This window comes from Pseudomonas putida, assembly GCF_002741075.1.
Lineage (GTDB): Bacteria > Pseudomonadota > Gammaproteobacteria > Pseudomonadales > Pseudomonadaceae > Aquipseudomonas > Aquipseudomonas putida_T.
The window spans coordinates 1,319,655-1,334,964 of the sequence record NZ_CP016634.1; the positions used below are offsets into that span (position 1 = coordinate 1,319,655).

Here is a 15,310-nt window from a genome sequence, read left to right on the forward strand (position 1 = left end):
TGCTAAACGAACCGACACGCCTGCCGATACGCCCCCGGTGTCACGCCATAGGCCTGCTTGAACTGCCGGCTGAGGTGGCTCTGGTCGGCAAAGCCCAGGGCGAAGGCGACCTCTGAGGCGGGGAGGCCGCTCTTGAGCAGCTCTCGGGCGCGGGACAGGCGGCGCTGCTTGAGCCAGGCGTGGGGCGGCAGGCCGGTGGCCTGGCGGAATACCCGGGCGAAGTGGAAGGGGGAGAGGTTGACCGCTGCGGCCAGGGCTTCGAGCGAGGGCGGGTCGGCCAGCTGGCTTTCGAGCAGTTCGCGAGCGCGGGCCACGGCGAGCGGTTCGTTGCCGGGCAGAGGCGCCTCGGCGATGTGGCCGTGACGTTGTACCAGCGCCAGGACCGCTTGGCGCCACGCGGTTTGTTGCTCCAAGGCGCTGGCGTCGGACTCCGAGAGCTGGTGCAACTGGCTGAACAGGGTGGCCAGGGCAGGGTCCTGGATCACGCTGTCCTTGAAGTGCGGCATGCCATGCCGGCTCAGTTCCAGCTCATCGAGCACGCCAGTGACCCGCTCGTGCTCGGGATAGAAGCCACGATATCGCCAGCCCGCCTCGTGGGCCGTGGCCCCGGTATGCAGCTCGTCCGGGTTGATCAACACCATGCTGCCCACCGGTGCCAGGTGCTCGCTGCCGCGATGCCAGAAGCGCTGGGCGCCGGATTCGATCACGGTGAACACATAGCCTTCGTGCACGTGGGGGGCGAAGCGCTGTTGGAAATACCGCGCGTGCAGCATTTCGACGTCGCCCAGTGCTGGGGCCTGCCAAAGGTGGGTTTGTTCGCGCAGGGGTGTGCTCATGCCAGCCAGCTGCGCAGGATGAAGAAAATCAACATGCTCACCAGCATGCTCAGCAATACGCTGCGGGTCAACAGCACCAGGGCGATGGCCACCAGCGAACCGAGCAGGTAGGGGTTGGTGACGCTCAGGTCCAGCTGATGCCCAGGCAGGAAGATGATCGGCCCGCAGATGGCCGTCAGCATGCCTGGCACCGCGAAACCGAGGAACTGCCGCGCATTGGAGCTCAGGCGCAGGGGCAGGCGGGGTTCCAGGAAGGCGTAGCGGTTGAGGAACACCACCAGGCCCATGGCGAAGATCAGCAACCAGGTCATGGGCGGCCTCCGCTGAGTTTCTGGCATGCGAATCCGGCGGCCATGCCTAGCAGGCCAGCTGCGACCAGGGCAGTTTCCCAATGCCAGTAACTGAACAGCACCGAGCACAGCAGCGATACCGCCACGCACACCACTGTCGGCAGGTTGCGCACCAAGGGTGCGATCAGCGCGACGAAGGTGGCGACAATGGAAAAGTCCAGGCCCAGCTGGTCCAGGTGCGGGATGTTCTGGCCGAGGAGTATCCCGGCCAGGGTGAAGAGGTTCCAGGCCACATAGAACGTCAGGCCGACGCCCAGAGCGTACCAGCGGTTGAACTGTTGTTGGTCGTAGCGGCTGGTCAAGGCGAAGAATTCGTCGGTGAGCAGAAAGCCCAGCCCCAGGCGCCAGCGCAAAGGCTGGCCGGACAGCACCGGGCGCATGGTCAGCCCATAGAGCAGGTGCTGGGAGGTCAGCAGCAAAGTGGTGAGCAGGATCGAGAACAGGTTGGCACCGCCCTTGAGCATGCCGATCGCAACCAGCTGCGCGGCCCCGGCGAAGACGATGGCAGACAGCCCCTGGCCCTCCCAGGCGCTGAGGTTGGCCTCGATGGCCATGGAACCGGCGAGCAAGCCCCAAGGGGCCACGGCCAGGGACAGGGGCATGATGGCGATGGCGCCATGGAGGAAGGCTTGGCGGGCGACAGGTGGGCTGCAGGGCATGGTGGTGACTATGAATCGACAAGGTAGGCCAGCATGCCAGAGCGCAGAGGGCGTGGCTTGAACGTTCTTGCTGCCCGGCCCTCGTTGCCCGCTTGGATCAGCGCTTGCTGGTCAGGTGGCGCTGGGCCGCTGCGCAGCCATTGATGTCCACCGCCTTTTGCAGCAAGGCCCGGCGATGTTGGGGGTCGAGGTCGCCAAGCAGGCGATAGACCTCGGCCTGGTAGTCCCGCTGGCGCCCCCATTGCATTTCCAGACCCTGGGGATGGCTGCGATTGCAGGCCAGCCGTACCGCGGGCTGCGGGTAATAGGCGGCATAGCGAGTGGCCATGCTTGGGATCGCTTCCAGCGCCTGGCGGTAGGCGGGGCTTGCGTTGTAGGGCGGGCACCAGGTCGCGATCGCGGGTGCCGGAGGTGCGAACCCTTGTTGCAGGCTGGCTTCGAGCAGCGGACAGGCCGCGTCGGGGATCTGCGCAGCTGGCAGATAGGTCATGTAGTACAACGCCAAGCGGTACTGGGCGACCGGGTGGTCGAGTGCCACCGATTTTTTCAGCAGGGCCACGGCGGTCGGCAGGGTTCGGGCCATGGCCTGGCCCTGACGGCTGAGCTCCGGGTCGCTGCCGACCGAGGTGCGCAGGGGGCTGGGGTTGTCGTCCTGGAGATCAGCTTGCTCCAGGAGCGGCAGGGCCTGGCGATAGAGCAGATCGGCATGGGGGTCGATCTTTACTTCCAGCGCTTGCGCGTCGAGCGCCAGCACCGCCATGAACAACGGCGACCAGAAGAAGGCTCGGTTCACAGGCGTGCCTCGCAGGCGGACTGGCCAGGGGGGGCAGCCAGATACGGCAGGACGGCTTCGATCATCATGGCAATTACGCATGTACCTCAAGCGAATCAGGAGCGACGACGCCGTATTCTAGCCACCCTACGATACCTGCCGAAAGGCCAATGCTGATTTGTCAGATGAGCCTGACGGGCGGTGTCCGATAATTGGCGTGCTTTTCCTGGGCCAACCCGAGCTTGGCGGTGATGACCTTGGCCAGGGCATTGTTGCCCAGGTCGTTGAAGTGCAGGCGGTCGACGAATAGCGGTTGGTCGAACATCGCGCAACTGCTGAGCATGCAGTTCATGTCATAGCACGGCACATCCGCCGCCTGCTGCTTGATGCGCCGAAAGAAGTCCGTGTGCAACTGGCTGTCGAAGACGTCGGCCAGCAGGCGGTCGAAGTTCGTCGGCTGGCGTTGCAGGCTCTGGAGCATGAGCTGCTCGTCCTGAGGGATGGCCTCCCGGCACCAGGGCAGCAGAGGCTGGAGGATGAACGTAAGGGTGGCATAGCCCCCGCCCAGCAGGCGGTCCCACTGCTGCAGGCTGCGGCCGATGGTGTCGGCCGCGCGGGCCAGGCGTTTGTCCGGGGCGGACAGCGTCCAGGCGGGGGCCGCTGCCTCCCTGCGAGGTGTCAGGGCCTGGCCCAGACGGCGCCAGAGCGAATCGCCGCGTGGTGGATGGGCGGTGTGCACACCTTCGTTGAAACTGTTGAGCAAGTCTTGGTAGGCCAAGGCGTGCCCGTGCTCGTGATCGCCAGCCAGCACTTCGCCCAGCGCCTCATGTGCCACGGTATTCAGGCCACTGAGCACGACCACGTGGCCGACTTCCGTGAAGCGATGCTGGTGGGTCAGGAACATCAGCAGTTCCTGGGTGGCATTGAGGCCGCAGCCGGCCAGGCTCAGCCAGACTTCGCCGGTCAGCGCCGACAGATAGGAAGCGACCGTGTGCTTGTCGGAACTGGCGCCGATGCCCAGGGTGGTCGAACCACCGACCAGCAGGTTGACCCGCTTGACGCCGCTGTGCTCGGTCACCGAGCAGCGTTTGTCGGCGCAATGGCTGTAGCGCATGCCGTGACTGTCGGTGTTGATGGTGCCGGAGCGATAGCCTCGCTCGTGCATGTAAAGGGTATGCGGTGCGCGGCGGCTGCCCAGAAGCAGGAAGCGTTGATAGTCCTGCTGCAGGGGAAGAGGGCTGCCCTGGACGTTCGTGTCATGGTCGATCGGTCTCATGGGCGCTCCTTTGGCACGCGAGGTCGAAGGTGGCGCGGCTCAGCCGGCCAGCTCTTTGATGTTGTACCCCAGCCCGGCGAGGGCGATCAGCAGCAGGGCAACACCCGAGGCGAGGGTGATGATGCGGTTGCTGCGTTGCGAGGCGATCTTGCCGATGGCGAAGATGTATAGGCTGAGCACGGCGAAATCGATGGCGATCCACAGCAGCGACAGCACCACCATGCTCTTGCCGAACGATTCGGTGATCTGGATGAACTGTGGGAAGAAGGAAATGAAGAAGATGATGTCCTTGGGATTGGAGATGCCGACCATGAAACCCTGGAGCAGCCCGCCGCGCCCGGGCTGTTCAGCGGCGGGCGCTGGTGCCTCGGCCGCCGGTGCCTGCAGCGCTTCGCGCAGGGTCGTGATGGCGATGTAGGCGATGAACAGGCAGCCCAGCAGGCTCAGGCCGCTGAGCCAGGCCTTGTCGATGGCGGCGCTGGTCATGATGATCCAGGCAGCGGCGCCGATCAGTACCAGCGAAGCCCAGTTGGTGCCGACGGCAGTGGACAACGCCTTGCGCGAGCCTGAGGCGGCCGCGGTGTTGACGATCAATGCCACGACGGGGCCAGGGGTGGCGATCAGCAGCAGGACGGTAAGGGCGTAAGTGGCGGTGAGTGCGGTGTTCACGGTCAGTTCTCGATCAGGGTTTCAGGTATTGCCTGGGCATGGAACGGGCAACGCGAAGGGTTGAGCGAGCCCGGTTCCTGGAGTTGGTACTGGCGCCATTCGAAGTTGTCGTCTTGGCCGAAGAAGCCAAGGGTGTCGGGAACGATGCCGTCGTTGTAATGGCTAACCCGCTGGCGAATGCGTGCGCGGATGCGCCGGCCACTCTCGGTGGCGGCGCTGGCGACTTCATCGAAGCTTTCCCTGGGGTTGATGACGAAGGCGATGTGCGCGCCAAGGTTGCGGCTTTTCATCTGCCGGTGCGCCGGGAAATTCATGTTGATGAACAGCGGCATGCCCGCGAAGCAGAACGACCAGTCACTGTCGTGAGGATCGGTCGGCACCGTGTGAGGCCAGGGCTGTGGGTCGAGTTCATGGACTTGCTGCAGCACTGACCAAGCCAGCGCCTGCTGTTCTGCCAGCGTGCTACCTGGCAGGGTTTCGAGAAACACCAGCAGCGGGTTGCCGATGCGTTGCCTGAGTGGAATCGGCTCCAGGGTGTTCACGTAATCGGTAAGCCCCCGGGCGATGTCCGCCGCCAGCTGCGTCGCGCGGGCAAACACCAGATGGCAGGTGCCGGCAGCGACGGCCTTGCGTCCAAACAGGCAGGGAAAGTCGGGGTGTGCGAGCAGGGCGCGAAAGTGCGCGATGGTTCGGTATGTCCAATGTTGGTTGTCCTGGATATGTTCAGCGGCCAGCTCTAGCGCATCCAAGCGATAGCAATTTCCATAACCCGTAAACATGGTATCCCCAAGGATTCAATGACATCTGCGCAAGATGTATGCGGTTTCCGTTATAAATTTGTGATTTAACAGCATTTTCTGAGATGCCCCTGACGTTGTAAAACGTGTGGAACTATGACCTACTATTAGTTTCACTCATGCTTAGGGCGCGATCATGTCGGAACGGATTCAAGCACTGCACGCCTTGCGCGCTTTCGAAGTGGCCTCACGCTACGGCTCCTTCACCCGGGCGGCCCAGGAATTGGCCCTGACCCAAGGCGCGGTCAGTCATCACGTCAAGACGCTTGAGGCCATGTTCGGCTGCGACCTGTTCGAACGGCGCGGGCCCAAGCTGCGCCTGACCGAGCACGGTCGATTGTTGGCCCAGGAGCTCAAGGTCGGTTTCAAGATCATCGAAAACGCCTGCGCCTTGTTGCGCCAGGATCGCTATGCGTTGCGCCTGAAGGCGCCCTCGACCCTTACCGTGCGCTGGCTGCTCAGGGCGTTGGATGGTTTCAAGAAGGTCGACAACAGTTGCAGCGTGCAGTTGTCGAGCGTCTGGATGGACATCGATAGCGTGGATTTCTACTCCGAGCCTTATGACTGCGCGATCCTGTTGGGCAATGGCCGCTTTGCCGCCGATGTAGAGAGCCTCAAGCTGTTCGATGAGTGGCTGATTCCGGTGTGTCATCCGGACTATCTGCAGGCAGAGGAGCCGACACTGTCGGCGCTGCAGCATTGCGACCTGCTGCACCCGTCGCCGGATCGGCGCGACTGGCGGCGCTGGCTGGCACGGCTGGACGTCCATGACATCAGCATCGACCAGGGCCAGGTCTTCGATACGCTCGATCAAGGCATTTCGGCCGCCCAGCAGGGCCTGGGCATCTCCGTGGTCGACCTGGTGCTGGTCAGCGCCGACCTGGCGGCAGGCCGGCTGGTGACACCGTTCAAGCACGCCGTGGCCACGGGCGACGGCTATTACATGACCTGGCTCAAGGCCAGCCCCAAGGCGCGGCAGATGCAGCGGCTGCGTGACTTTCTGCTCAGCCAGGTGCCGCCGCTGGCGTACAAGGACATCGACTACCTCTACGGCTGATGATCGGCGTACGCCCCTCCCGCGACGGGCAAAGCCCGTCCACCCATCGCGTCGCCTGTTTCGCGGGTAAACCCGCTCCCACAAGGACCGTGGTGTCCTCAAAGCAACGCAGAACCTCCCACAAGGACCGCGGTATCCTCAAAAGCAACGCAGAACCTGTGGGAGCGGGTTTACCCGCGAATTGGCCTGTGCAAACGACACAAGACCTTGGCTTGCAGGCTGCTCTCAACGGCGCCGCTGCGCCTGCAGGGGCCGTTTATCTGAAACGCCGGGGTTCAGCGGCGCCAAGGTAAGTGGACACGATGCAGGACAGTCGCTCCCGGCACTGTAGAATGACGCTTTGCCAACGAACATCATCGAGGTCGACGCAGTGCAGTTGCAGCAGGGCTTTGTCCTCACCCGCCATTGGCATGACACGCCCGAGGGCACCTGCGTCGAGTTCTGGCTAGCCACCGACCAGGGGCCCCGGCAGTTGCGCCTGGCACCGCAGGTGTCGGTGGCCTTCGTTGCAGCCGAGCAGGCCGAACGGGTCCGGGCGCTGCTGGGGGCCGAACAGGGTGTGGAGCTGCGGCCCTTGGGGTTGCGCGATTTCGACCAGCGCCCGGTACTGGGCCTGTACTGCCGCCAGCATCGCCACCTGATGCAGCTTGAGCAGCGCCTGCGCGGCGCGGGCATCGACGTTTTCGAGGCTGACATCCGCCCACCGGAGCGTTACCTGATGGAGCGCTTCATCACCGCCCCGGTGCTGTTCAGCGGCCTGGCCGATGCCCAGGGTGTGATCTGCGATGCCCACCTCAAACCCGATCCTGACTACCGCCCGGCGCTGCGCCTGGTGTCGCTGGACATCGAGACCAGCGAGCGCGGCGAACTCTACAGCATTGCCCTGGAAGGCTGTGGCCAGCGCCAGGTCTACATGCTCGGCCCAGCCAACGGCGATGCAAGCGCCGTGGACTTCGATCTTGAGTATTGCGACAACCGCGCCCAGTTGCTCGAGCGCCTCAACCAATGGTTCGCTCGCCATGACCCTGACGCGATCATCGGCTGGAGCCTGGTGCAGTTCGACCTGCGCCTGTTGCATGAACATGCCGCGCGCCTGCAAGTGCCGCTGGCCCTGGGGCGCAACGGTGCACCCCTGACCTTGCGCACCCATGGCGGCCGCAACCACGTGTTTGCCGATGCCCCGGGCCGACTGTTGATCGACGGCATCGAGTCGCTGCGCTCGGCCACCTGGAGCTTCCCTTCGTTCAGCCTCGAAAGTGTCGCCCAGACCCTGCTGGGCGAAGGCAAGGCCATCGATTCGCCCTACCAGCGCATGGACGAAATCAATCGCATGTTCGCAGAGGACAAGCCCGCACTTGCGCGCTACAACCTCAAGGACTGCGAGCTGGTCACGCGTATCTTCGCCCACACCCGACTGCTGGAATTCCTCCTGGAACGTGCCACGGTCACCGGCTTGCCGGTCGACCGCAGTGGCGGTTCGGTGGCGGCGTTCTGTCATCTGTACATTCCCCCCATGCACCGGCAGGGCTATGTGGCGCCGAACCTGGGCAGCCGTCCGGAGGAGGCCAGCCCTGGCGGCTTTGTCATGGACTCGCGGCCGGGGTTGTACGACTCGGTGCTGGTGCTCGATTACAAGAGCCTGTATCCCTCGATCATCCGCACGTTCCTGATCGATCCTGTGGGGCTGGTCGAGGGCCTGGCTCAGCCGGACGATGCGCATTCGGTGGAGGGTTTTCGTGGCGCGCGCTTTTCCCGTACCCGGCATAGTCTGCCGGCGATCGTCGAGCGGGTCTGGCAGGGCAGGGAGGCGGCCAAGCGCGCCGGCAATGCGCCGTTGTCTCAGGCGTTGAAGATCATCATGAACGCCTTCTACGGCGTGCTGGGCTCCAGCGGCTGCCGGTTCTTCGACCCTCGGCTGGCGTCGTCGATCACGATGCGCGGCCACCAGATCATGCGTCAGACCCGGGCGCTCATCGAAGCCCGTGGCTTCGATGTGATCTATGGCGACACCGACTCGACGTTCGTCTGGCTCAAGGGGGCGCACAGCGAAGAGGCCGCCGCGCGTATCGGACGCGAGCTGGTGACCGAGGTGAATCACTGGTGGCGCCAGCACCTGAAGGCCACGCTGGGCCTGGACAGTGCCCTGGAGTTGCAGTTCGAAACCCATTACCGGCGCTTTCTCATGCCGACCATCCGTGGCACCGACGAGGGCAGCAAGAAGCGCTACGCCGGCCTGGTACGCCGCGCGCAGGGCCAGGAAGAAATGGTCTACAAGGGCCTGGAGTCGGTGCGCACCGATTGGTCACCGCTGGCGCGGCAGTTCCAGCAGGAGCTCTACGGGCGCATTTTCCGCGGCCAGCCTTACCGGGACTATGTGCGCGACTTTGTGCGCCGTACCCTGGCCGGGGAGCAGGATACGCTGCTGATCTATCGCAAACGCCTGCGGCGCCCGCTGGCCGATTACCAGCGCAACGTGCCCCCTCATGTGCGCGCCGCGCGCCTGGCCGATGAGTACAACAGCCGCCTGGGGCGCCCGCAGCAATACCAGAACGGCGGCTGGATCAGCTACGTCATCACCACGGCCGGTCCCGAGCCCTTGGAAAACCAGCACTCGCCAATCGATCACGAGCACTACCTGTCACGTCAATTGCAGCCGGTGGCCGACGCGATCCTGCCCTTCGTGGGTGATGACTTCGGCACATTGACCGGTCGGCAACTGCTGCTGTTCTGAGGTAGTAGCTATCTAGCGTCCACATGCCAAACCAGGCGCCTAGCCTCGTCGTTCCCAGACAACCAGGAGATGGACATGGACGGCGAGCAAGACAGTCAAGGCGTGAACGAAACAGCGCTACTGCGCGCGGAGCGCGCCTTTCAGGACGGCTTCATCGCCGAACGCCTACCGCAGTGGATGAAGTCGGCAACGCCCCAGCAACTGCGCCTACTCGGTGAGGCGATGGGCAAAAGCATTGCACTGCGTTCGGACCTCAAGCGCGTGCTGGCGCGGATCGAGGCGCTGGACGACTTCATCAAATCCAAGCTGCAGGCGGCCTTGCGAACGCGTTACTCAGCTCAGTTCAACCTTCACCAATGGAGCTTTATCGGCGGGCATCCAGAACCTGTGATCAACACCCAGCCCGTCGGCGTCCACCTGACCAAGCTGCAATACGACAAGCGTTCACTGCTGGAGGCGGCAGTGCGCAATTTCACGGTCGAACAGACCAAAGCGGACGGGCAACCGCGCGGCAATCGCCTGACCAGTGCCAGGCAGGGCGGGATCAAAGCACCGTCTGCAACCGAGTTTGCCACGTTGTGTCGTGAGCTCGATCTTGGCAGCGCCTACCAACAGCATCTAGACCAAGTGCTGAGCGGGCTTGTGACAGATGACAAACCGACGTGGACCGTCCAGTCGTTGCTGGCTGACTGGAGCCGTCATGCCATGCTGCTCGATGCCTATAAGGCCCGGTACAGCGCGGGACTGAATGAGCAAGAGCTGGCGTTGATCGCCAAACTGTGCGCGAACGATCAACCGCAAGACAAGGCTTCACCCGTGAAGCCGCAGCGCCTGAACTGCGGCGGATCTATCCCACCTACACCGACGCTCAGGTCAGCGCCTGGCAAGTGGCAATGCAGCGCACCGGCAGGGATATGGCGGCAGAGGTTCGTCAGCTTCGCCATGAGCTGCAGGCATTGGAGCAGTCGCTCAATACCTGGCTCGCCGCTACCACCGCGCTGTTGGCAAGGTCGGATCGCAGGAGGGTCATGGGGCAATTGCTGGCATGCTGGAAACGCGTCACCGACGACAGCCCGCCACTGAGTCCGCTGGTGGTGGAGTATCGATTGGAACTCAACGGCCTGAGACCGGGGGCCTTGCCGCCGCTGCCTACCCGAAGTTTCTCCCATGTTTCCGAGTTGGCAATTCTGGACATGGATCTGGGGCATGTGCCGGAGTATTTCCTCCAGGCGTTTCCCAACCTTCGGATATTGCGCATCAGCGGCAACCGGCTTTCCCGGCTGCCGGCACGCCTGCATCAGCTGCCGCGCCTGCGCGAGCTGAACCTGTACGACAACCGGGTCGTATTGGATGACGTCCAGATCTCGGAACTGACCCGCTGCTCACGCCTGGAGTACCTCAACCTTTCGCACAATCCGCTGGGTCGCTCGTTTTCCGTCAGTGGCTTCGCCAGGCTCAGGCGACTGCTCCTGCGCAATACCTTCATCGATGTGCTGCCCGCTGGATTGCTGGAGTGCGCGGACTTGGACTATGCGGACCTGAGCGACAATCGAATCAGTCGGATTCCGCCGATATTCCACCAGGCACCGCTGTGGCTCAGGCATCGCGTGCTGTTGATGGGCAATCCGCTGGCCGAGGACGATGTGCAGGCCTTGCGTGTGGCGTTCCAGTCGGTCCGAGGCGCCAATACCCATGCCGTGGCCTGGAGTGGCGCCGCTGCAGGTGCCGACCGGGACCGAATGCTCGAACTGTGGCACTCGATCGAGGCTGTCGAGGGCTCGGGTGGGATGATGACGCTTCTGCGCAGGCTGCTCGATACCGCGGACTTCCAGCAGCAACCGAAGGTACTGGCCATGCGTGTGCTGAACATGCTGCAGAACATGCACGAGCAGGCTGATCTTAGGATGGAGTTGTTCACCCATGCCGACGATGACCTGACCTGCCAGGACAGCGTGGCACTGCGCTTTACCAACCTCGAGGTGCGGATGTTGGCGATCCAGGCCAAGGCCCAGGCTGGCACCGAGCAGGGCGCCACGACGCAGGCATTGCTTGGGCTGGGACGGCGGCTGTGGCGCCTGGCCCAGGTCGAGCATCATGTCTTCAGCTTTCTGCGGGCCCAGGCCGACAGCGGGACCCCGCTTGATGAGGTGGAGGTGATGCTGGGCTATCGACAGGCGTTGCGTGGCTCACTGGATTTGCCCATCGAGGCGAGCGAAATGGCGTTCCCTGAGTATGCCCAGCTGGATCCGGCACGGGTGGACCGGATCCGCACCCAAGTACGCGCCGCAGAACAACAGGAGGCATTGGTCGGGTGGATGGTGGATCAGGATTTCTGGCGCGAACATCTGTTGGTGGTCAATCGCGCGCATTTCGACCAATGCAACGCGCGGCATCATCAGCAGCTCGAGCGGCTGACGGCACAACGGGATGCGCTGACCCAGCGCGATGCCCAGGCGCAGGGGGTGTCGGCCCAGGCGCTGCAACGACAGGTAGAGCAGATCGAAGCCAAGATGAAACAGACCCAGACGCTGCAGAAGGCGGATGAGCGATACGAGATGCGTGTCCTGACCAACCGAGCGCTGGACACGGCCCCGGTCGATACCGCTATCGATGCCCGATGAAACATGCAGTACCAAATGATGGGCTGCGATGCAGCCCTTCGCGGGCGTTGCCAGCGCCTGCGCTGCCTGGGTGGCTTTGGACTATGCTCAGTTCGGGGACCGGCGTTTTCTGCAGAAGTCGCAAGCCTGGTTTGACGCGCTGCTGGTAATGGCCAGTTACCTTTCGCCTTGTCACCTGGCTTGTGAGGTGGTTTAGGCTCGCACGTCGGATCTTTCTCCATGATCTGTAGTCTTTGAATTATCGAGAAATAAGGAGATGCGCATGCTCGTCCGGTCACTGACCCTCGCCACTCTGCTTGTCCTCGCAGGCCCTGTGTTTGCCGCGGACAGTGATGCTCCGTTGGCCAAGGAACTGGGCAAGGCAAGGCCCTTGGTCATCATCGCACCCAGCAGCGCCGACCCGACCTTGCGCGGCTTGAACGAGGCCCTCCAGGACCCCGCCACCCAGGCCGCCTTCAAGGAGCGCAGCCTGGTGCTGTACAGCGTGGCCAACATGATGGGCAAGCGTGAGGACAAGAACCTCGAACAACAGACCACCATGGCCTTGATTCGCGAGCTCAAGCTCGGCGCCAGCAAAGGCACCAAGGTGATCCTGGTGGGCAAGGATGGTGAGCGGCATGTACTCAAGGATGACGACAGCGGCGAGAAGGTCGATCCGCAGACGATCATCAAGGCGGTGGATGAACTGCCTGCCAGCGAGAAGGCCGTCAGCGCGCCGGAGCCGGTGGCCGCCTCCACGCCCGCCGAGCCCAAGTCCAAGGGCAAGGACAGCAAGCCGGCCAAGCCCGCCAAGCCGGCTGCACCGCCCAAGCCGTTGGAGGATTGATCGGCACAGGCAAGGCGCCGGAGGGGGTGGCGCCTTGCCTGTGTGATCCCACGCCATCCAGCCTCATTTCAAATGGCACTAGGGGCTGTATGAAAAGTCTTGAGACGAAGGTCAGGCAAGGCGAGAACAGCCGAGGAACGGTCGGAGTCGCGCTCGACTTTACGGGTTGTAAATGAGCATTCCGAGGCTGTTTTCAACGCAGCATCACCGAGTATCAAGGTTTTTCGTACAGAGCCTAAGCTTCAGCCTGCTTGGGCTGCGCCGAAGCGTCCTGTTTCTTCGCAGGCTTCAGGCGCGTTATGCCATATAGCACCAGCGCCAAGCCCAGCAATTGATACCCTGAGACCTGCTCGCTGAGGATCGCCCACGACGCCAGCATCGTCAGCACCGGCCCCAGGTTGCCCACCGCCGCGGTATGGGTGGGCCCCAGGCGTTGGATCGCCAGGGCTACCCAGTAGATCGGCAGGACCGTGGAAAACACCGCCATCAGCCCCGCGTGCACCCAGATCGTCAGTGGCTGCTGCCACAACTGGCCGATGTCGGCGACCAGCAGGTAGTGCGCCAGCACCATCAAAGACGAGGCGATGCCGCAGAGGCCGGCCAGGCGCATCGAACTCATGCGCTTGAGCATGATGCCGGTGCCCGAGTAATAGAGCGCGTAGCTCACCGCGCTGGCCACCACCCACAACGACCCCAGCACCACCTGCTCGCCGACGCCGGCCACGCTGACGTCGTGCACGAACGCGATGCCCAGGCCCAGGTAGCACAGGCCCATGGCTGTCAGGGTCCGCAGGGTAGGGCGCTCGCGCAGGGCGATGGCCTGGAACACCAGCACGAGCGTGGGATAGGTGAACAGGATCAGCCGCTCGAGCCCGGCACTGATGTACTGCAGGCCATAGAAGTCGAACAGGCTTGCCAGGTAGTAACCCAACAGGCCGAGTCCGGCCACGCGCAGGCCATCCCCAAGACCCAGCTTCGTACCCGACTGGCCACGGCTGAGCCAGGCCAGCCAAGCGAACAACGGCAGCGCCAGCCCCATGCGCATGGCCAACAGGGTGATGGCGTCCACCGGCCCTGCGGCATAGGCCAGCTTGACGAAGATGGCCTTGAAGCTGAATCCCAAGGCCGCCAGCACGGCATAGAGGCCGCCGTTCTGGATCGCTGTCTGAAGGCGAAGGTGCAAACGCGTCATGGCAAAGTCCACGGCAATTGAAGGCAGGCCTTATTCTGTACAGAACGCGATGTGGCTAGAATCGCTTTTTATCGAACATGGCTTTCGCTTTTGGAGAACGCATCGCGCATGCACTTCGACTTGCCCGACCTACGTCTGTTGGCCACCATTGCCGCCACCGGCAGCCTGAGCAAGGCGGCTGCGACCATCCCCGTGGCAGTGTCCGCCGCCAGCACCCGGCTGCGCCTGTTCGAGTCGCGCTGTGGCTTTGCCCTGTTCGTGCGCAAGGCCGACGGGATGCATCTGACCCCCGCTGGCCGCCTGGTACTGGAGGCCGCCCGTGGTGTGCTGGGCGAAGCGCAAAAGCTGCAGGACACCTTGAAGGAGTTGGCTGGCCAGCGGCGCATCACGCTGCACCTGGCGGCGTCCACGGTAAGCAACAGCACGCTGCTGCCGGCAGTGCTCGGGCCGTTTCTGGCCGACTACCCTGAGGTCGACCTGCAACTGGTCGAGCACAAGAGCATCGATGTCCTGCGCGTCGTGCTGGCCGATGAATGCGAAATCGGCGTCTATGACGGCAACCTGATCAACGATGGCATCGTCTCACTGCCGTTTCGCAACGAGCGCTTGGTGATGCTGGTGCCTGTGGATCATCCCCTGGCCGGACGCGAGCAACTGCGCCTGGCCGACGCCCTGGGTTACCCGTTCGTGTGTCTGCCGGCAGAGCGCGCGATGCAGCGTTTCGTCGAGGAACTGGCGATGAACCTGGCCATGCCCCTGAAAGTGCGTGTCCGTGCGCCGAGCTTCGAGGCCATCGCCCAGTTGGTGGCCCAGCGCGCAGGTATCGCCATGCTCCCGGAAACCGCCGCCGTGCGCGCCGAGCAGGAGCTGGCGGTGCGCAGGGTGGTCCTGGAAGAGCGTTGGGCCACCCTGGAGCTACGCATCTGTTTTCGCGACTGGGAGCGCCTGAGCTCCCATGGCCGGCAACTGGTCAGCTACCTCTCGACGCAGTGACCAGGGGTATCAGTGGGCCGGGGCCAGGCGGATGCCCTGGACCTGCACCGGGTCACCCGGTTGGAACGATGCCATGGGGGAACGGAAACGCTCGGTCGAGCCATCCTCCCGGCGAACCAGGTAAGCCTGTTCGCTATGTCCAGTGCCTTCCTGAATCGCCGCGCCGCCAAAGGCTCCGATCGCGGCGCCGGCCAGCGCGCCGAATGGGCCGCCCAGCGCGGCGCCGACCATCAGCCCCGTGACGCCGCCGGCCCCATAGCTTGCAGTGTTGTCCGGGCTTTCGGAAATGACTTCGGCGGCCTGCAATGGCAAGGCGATTGCAAGGCCCATGATCAGGCATGTTGTTTTCATGACAGTGCTCGCAAGGCAGGTGAGAACTGTCATCCATCACGTTTCGTGCCACTGCGCAGGTCAGCTGGATCAGGGCCGGAAAACGGATGGATGTCATTTCGACATGTCGTGGTGAAGTCGTTGTGACTCTTTTGTGGTCGATTGGACCTGGAAATGCTCGCAAGCCCTTATTCATGGGCA

The 15,310-nt window shown here is 63.5% G+C and carries 15 protein-coding genes; 6 read left to right on the plus strand and 9 right to left on the minus strand.

The features are described from left to right. Nucleotides 1–2: 2 nt before the first annotated feature. The 7 genes from IEC33019_RS06445 to IEC33019_RS06475 all read right to left on the minus strand — a co-directional run bounded on the left by IEC33019_RS06445 (nt 3) and on the right by IEC33019_RS06475 (nt 5,341). A complete protein-coding gene (locus IEC33019_RS06445) occupies nt 3–836 on the minus strand; it encodes an AraC family transcriptional regulator (RefSeq protein ID WP_070094031.1) in 834 nt (277 codons plus the stop codon). Continuing rightward, a complete protein-coding gene (locus IEC33019_RS06450) occupies nt 833–1,147 on the minus strand; it encodes an AzlD domain-containing protein (RefSeq protein WP_070094030.1) in 315 nt (104 codons plus the stop codon). The genes IEC33019_RS06445 and IEC33019_RS06450 overlap by 4 nt, the downstream gene beginning before the upstream one ends. Then, nucleotides 1,144–1,845, minus strand: coding sequence for an AzlC family ABC transporter permease (locus tag IEC33019_RS06455; protein WP_070094029.1), 702 nt, complete (start codon nt 1,843–1,845; stop codon nt 1,144–1,146). Before IEC33019_RS06455 ends, IEC33019_RS06450 begins: the two co-directional genes overlap by 4 nt. A 97-nt stretch (nt 1,846–1,942) precedes the next feature. Then, complete coding sequence (locus IEC33019_RS06460) at nt 1,943–2,605, minus strand: hypothetical protein (protein WP_070094048.1); 663 nt, start codon at nt 2,603–2,605, stop codon at nt 1,943–1,945. A gap of 193 nt (nt 2,606–2,798) precedes the next feature. Next, nucleotides 2,799–3,893, minus strand: coding sequence for a hypothetical protein (locus tag IEC33019_RS06465; RefSeq protein ID WP_070094028.1), 1,095 nt, complete (start codon nt 3,891–3,893; stop codon nt 2,799–2,801). Nucleotides 3,894–3,932: 39 nt separating this feature from the next. Continuing rightward, complete coding sequence (locus IEC33019_RS06470; protein ID WP_070094027.1) at nt 3,933–4,562, minus strand: LysE family translocator; 630 nt, start codon at nt 4,560–4,562, stop codon at nt 3,933–3,935. A 2-nt stretch (nt 4,563–4,564) separates the two neighbouring features. Beyond that, nucleotides 4,565–5,341, minus strand: a complete 777-nt coding sequence (locus tag IEC33019_RS06475) for a YqcI/YcgG family protein (protein ID WP_099593193.1) — start codon at nt 5,339–5,341, stop codon at nt 4,565–4,567. 154 nt (nt 5,342–5,495) lie between these two features. Here IEC33019_RS06475 and IEC33019_RS06480 point away from each other — a divergent pair, with 154 nt between their 5' ends. From IEC33019_RS06480 to IEC33019_RS06495, 5 genes are all read left to right on the plus strand, one after another. Next, nucleotides 5,496–6,416, plus strand: a complete 921-nt coding sequence (locus IEC33019_RS06480) for a LysR substrate-binding domain-containing protein (RefSeq protein WP_070094025.1) — start codon at nt 5,496–5,498, stop codon at nt 6,414–6,416. A 370-nt stretch (nt 6,417–6,786) separates the two neighbouring features. After that, on the plus strand, nt 6,787–9,147 hold the full coding sequence (locus tag IEC33019_RS06485; protein ID WP_070094047.1) for a DNA polymerase II: 2,361 nt from the start codon (nt 6,787–6,789) through the stop codon (nt 9,145–9,147). 75 nt (nt 9,148–9,222) lie between these two features. Beyond that, a complete protein-coding gene (locus IEC33019_RS27515; protein WP_172959802.1) occupies nt 9,223–10,230 on the plus strand; it encodes a dermonecrotic toxin domain-containing protein in 1,008 nt (335 codons plus the stop codon). Beyond that, nucleotides 10,176–11,768: an NEL-type E3 ubiquitin ligase domain-containing protein gene (locus tag IEC33019_RS06490; protein ID WP_172959803.1), complete on the plus strand. Its 1,593-nt coding sequence runs from the start codon at nt 10,176–10,178 to the stop codon at nt 11,766–11,768. Before IEC33019_RS27515 ends, IEC33019_RS06490 begins: the two co-directional genes overlap by 55 nt. A gap of 262 nt (nt 11,769–12,030) precedes the next feature. Continuing rightward, a complete protein-coding gene (locus IEC33019_RS06495; RefSeq protein ID WP_070094023.1) occupies nt 12,031–12,594 on the plus strand; it encodes a DUF4174 domain-containing protein in 564 nt (187 codons plus the stop codon). A 235-nt stretch (nt 12,595–12,829) separates the two neighbouring features. On the opposite strand, the gene IEC33019_RS06500 is transcribed toward IEC33019_RS06495, so the two are convergent. Then, nucleotides 12,830–13,786, minus strand: a complete 957-nt coding sequence (locus tag IEC33019_RS06500) for a DMT family transporter (RefSeq protein ID WP_070094022.1) — start codon at nt 13,784–13,786, stop codon at nt 12,830–12,832. Between the two features lie 108 nt (nt 13,787–13,894). Between IEC33019_RS06500 and IEC33019_RS06505 the strand changes: the two genes are divergently transcribed. Then, nucleotides 13,895–14,779 (plus strand): LysR family transcriptional regulator, encoded by an 885-nt coding sequence (locus IEC33019_RS06505; RefSeq protein WP_070094021.1) that lies wholly within the window; start codon nt 13,895–13,897, stop codon nt 14,777–14,779. A 9-nt stretch (nt 14,780–14,788) separates the two neighbouring features. Here the strand turns inward: IEC33019_RS06505 and IEC33019_RS06510 are convergent, their stop codons facing one another. Continuing rightward, a complete protein-coding gene (locus IEC33019_RS06510) occupies nt 14,789–15,130 on the minus strand; it encodes a hypothetical protein (RefSeq protein ID WP_070094020.1) in 342 nt (113 codons plus the stop codon). Nucleotides 15,131–15,310: the final 180 nt, after the last annotated feature.

What these genes read in the sequence shown, in the direction of transcription:
- IEC33019_RS06510 (WP_070094020.1), bottom strand. Translation starts at nt 15,130, where the DNA reads ATGAAAACAACATGCCTGATCATGGGCCTTGCAATCGCCTTGCCATTG.
- IEC33019_RS06445 (WP_070094031.1), bottom strand. Translation starts at nt 836, where the DNA reads ATGAGCACACCCCTGCGCGAACAAACCCACCTTTGGCAGGCCCCAGCA.
- IEC33019_RS27515 (WP_172959802.1), top strand. Translation starts at nt 9,223, where the DNA reads ATGGACGGCGAGCAAGACAGTCAAGGCGTGAACGAAACAGCGCTACTG.
- IEC33019_RS06490 (WP_172959803.1), top strand. Translation starts at nt 10,176, where the DNA reads ATGGGGCAATTGCTGGCATGCTGGAAACGCGTCACCGACGACAGCCCG.
- IEC33019_RS06465 (WP_070094028.1), bottom strand. Translation starts at nt 3,893, where the DNA reads ATGAGACCGATCGACCATGACACGAACGTCCAGGGCAGCCCTCTTCCC.
- IEC33019_RS06480 (WP_070094025.1), top strand. Translation starts at nt 5,496, where the DNA reads ATGTCGGAACGGATTCAAGCACTGCACGCCTTGCGCGCTTTCGAAGTG.
- IEC33019_RS06475 (WP_099593193.1), bottom strand. Translation starts at nt 5,341, where the DNA reads ATGTTTACGGGTTATGGAAATTGCTATCGCTTGGATGCGCTAGAGCTG.
- IEC33019_RS06505 (WP_070094021.1), top strand. Translation starts at nt 13,895, where the DNA reads ATGCACTTCGACTTGCCCGACCTACGTCTGTTGGCCACCATTGCCGCC.
- IEC33019_RS06495 (WP_070094023.1), top strand. Translation starts at nt 12,031, where the DNA reads ATGCTCGTCCGGTCACTGACCCTCGCCACTCTGCTTGTCCTCGCAGGC.
- IEC33019_RS06450 (WP_070094030.1), bottom strand. Translation starts at nt 1,147, where the DNA reads ATGACCTGGTTGCTGATCTTCGCCATGGGCCTGGTGGTGTTCCTCAAC.
- IEC33019_RS06500 (WP_070094022.1), bottom strand. Translation starts at nt 13,786, where the DNA reads ATGACGCGTTTGCACCTTCGCCTTCAGACAGCGATCCAGAACGGCGGC.
- IEC33019_RS06460 (WP_070094048.1), bottom strand. Translation starts at nt 2,605, where the DNA reads ATGGCGGTGCTGGCGCTCGACGCGCAAGCGCTGGAAGTAAAGATCGAC.
- IEC33019_RS06455 (WP_070094029.1), bottom strand. Translation starts at nt 1,845, where the DNA reads ATGCCCTGCAGCCCACCTGTCGCCCGCCAAGCCTTCCTCCATGGCGCC.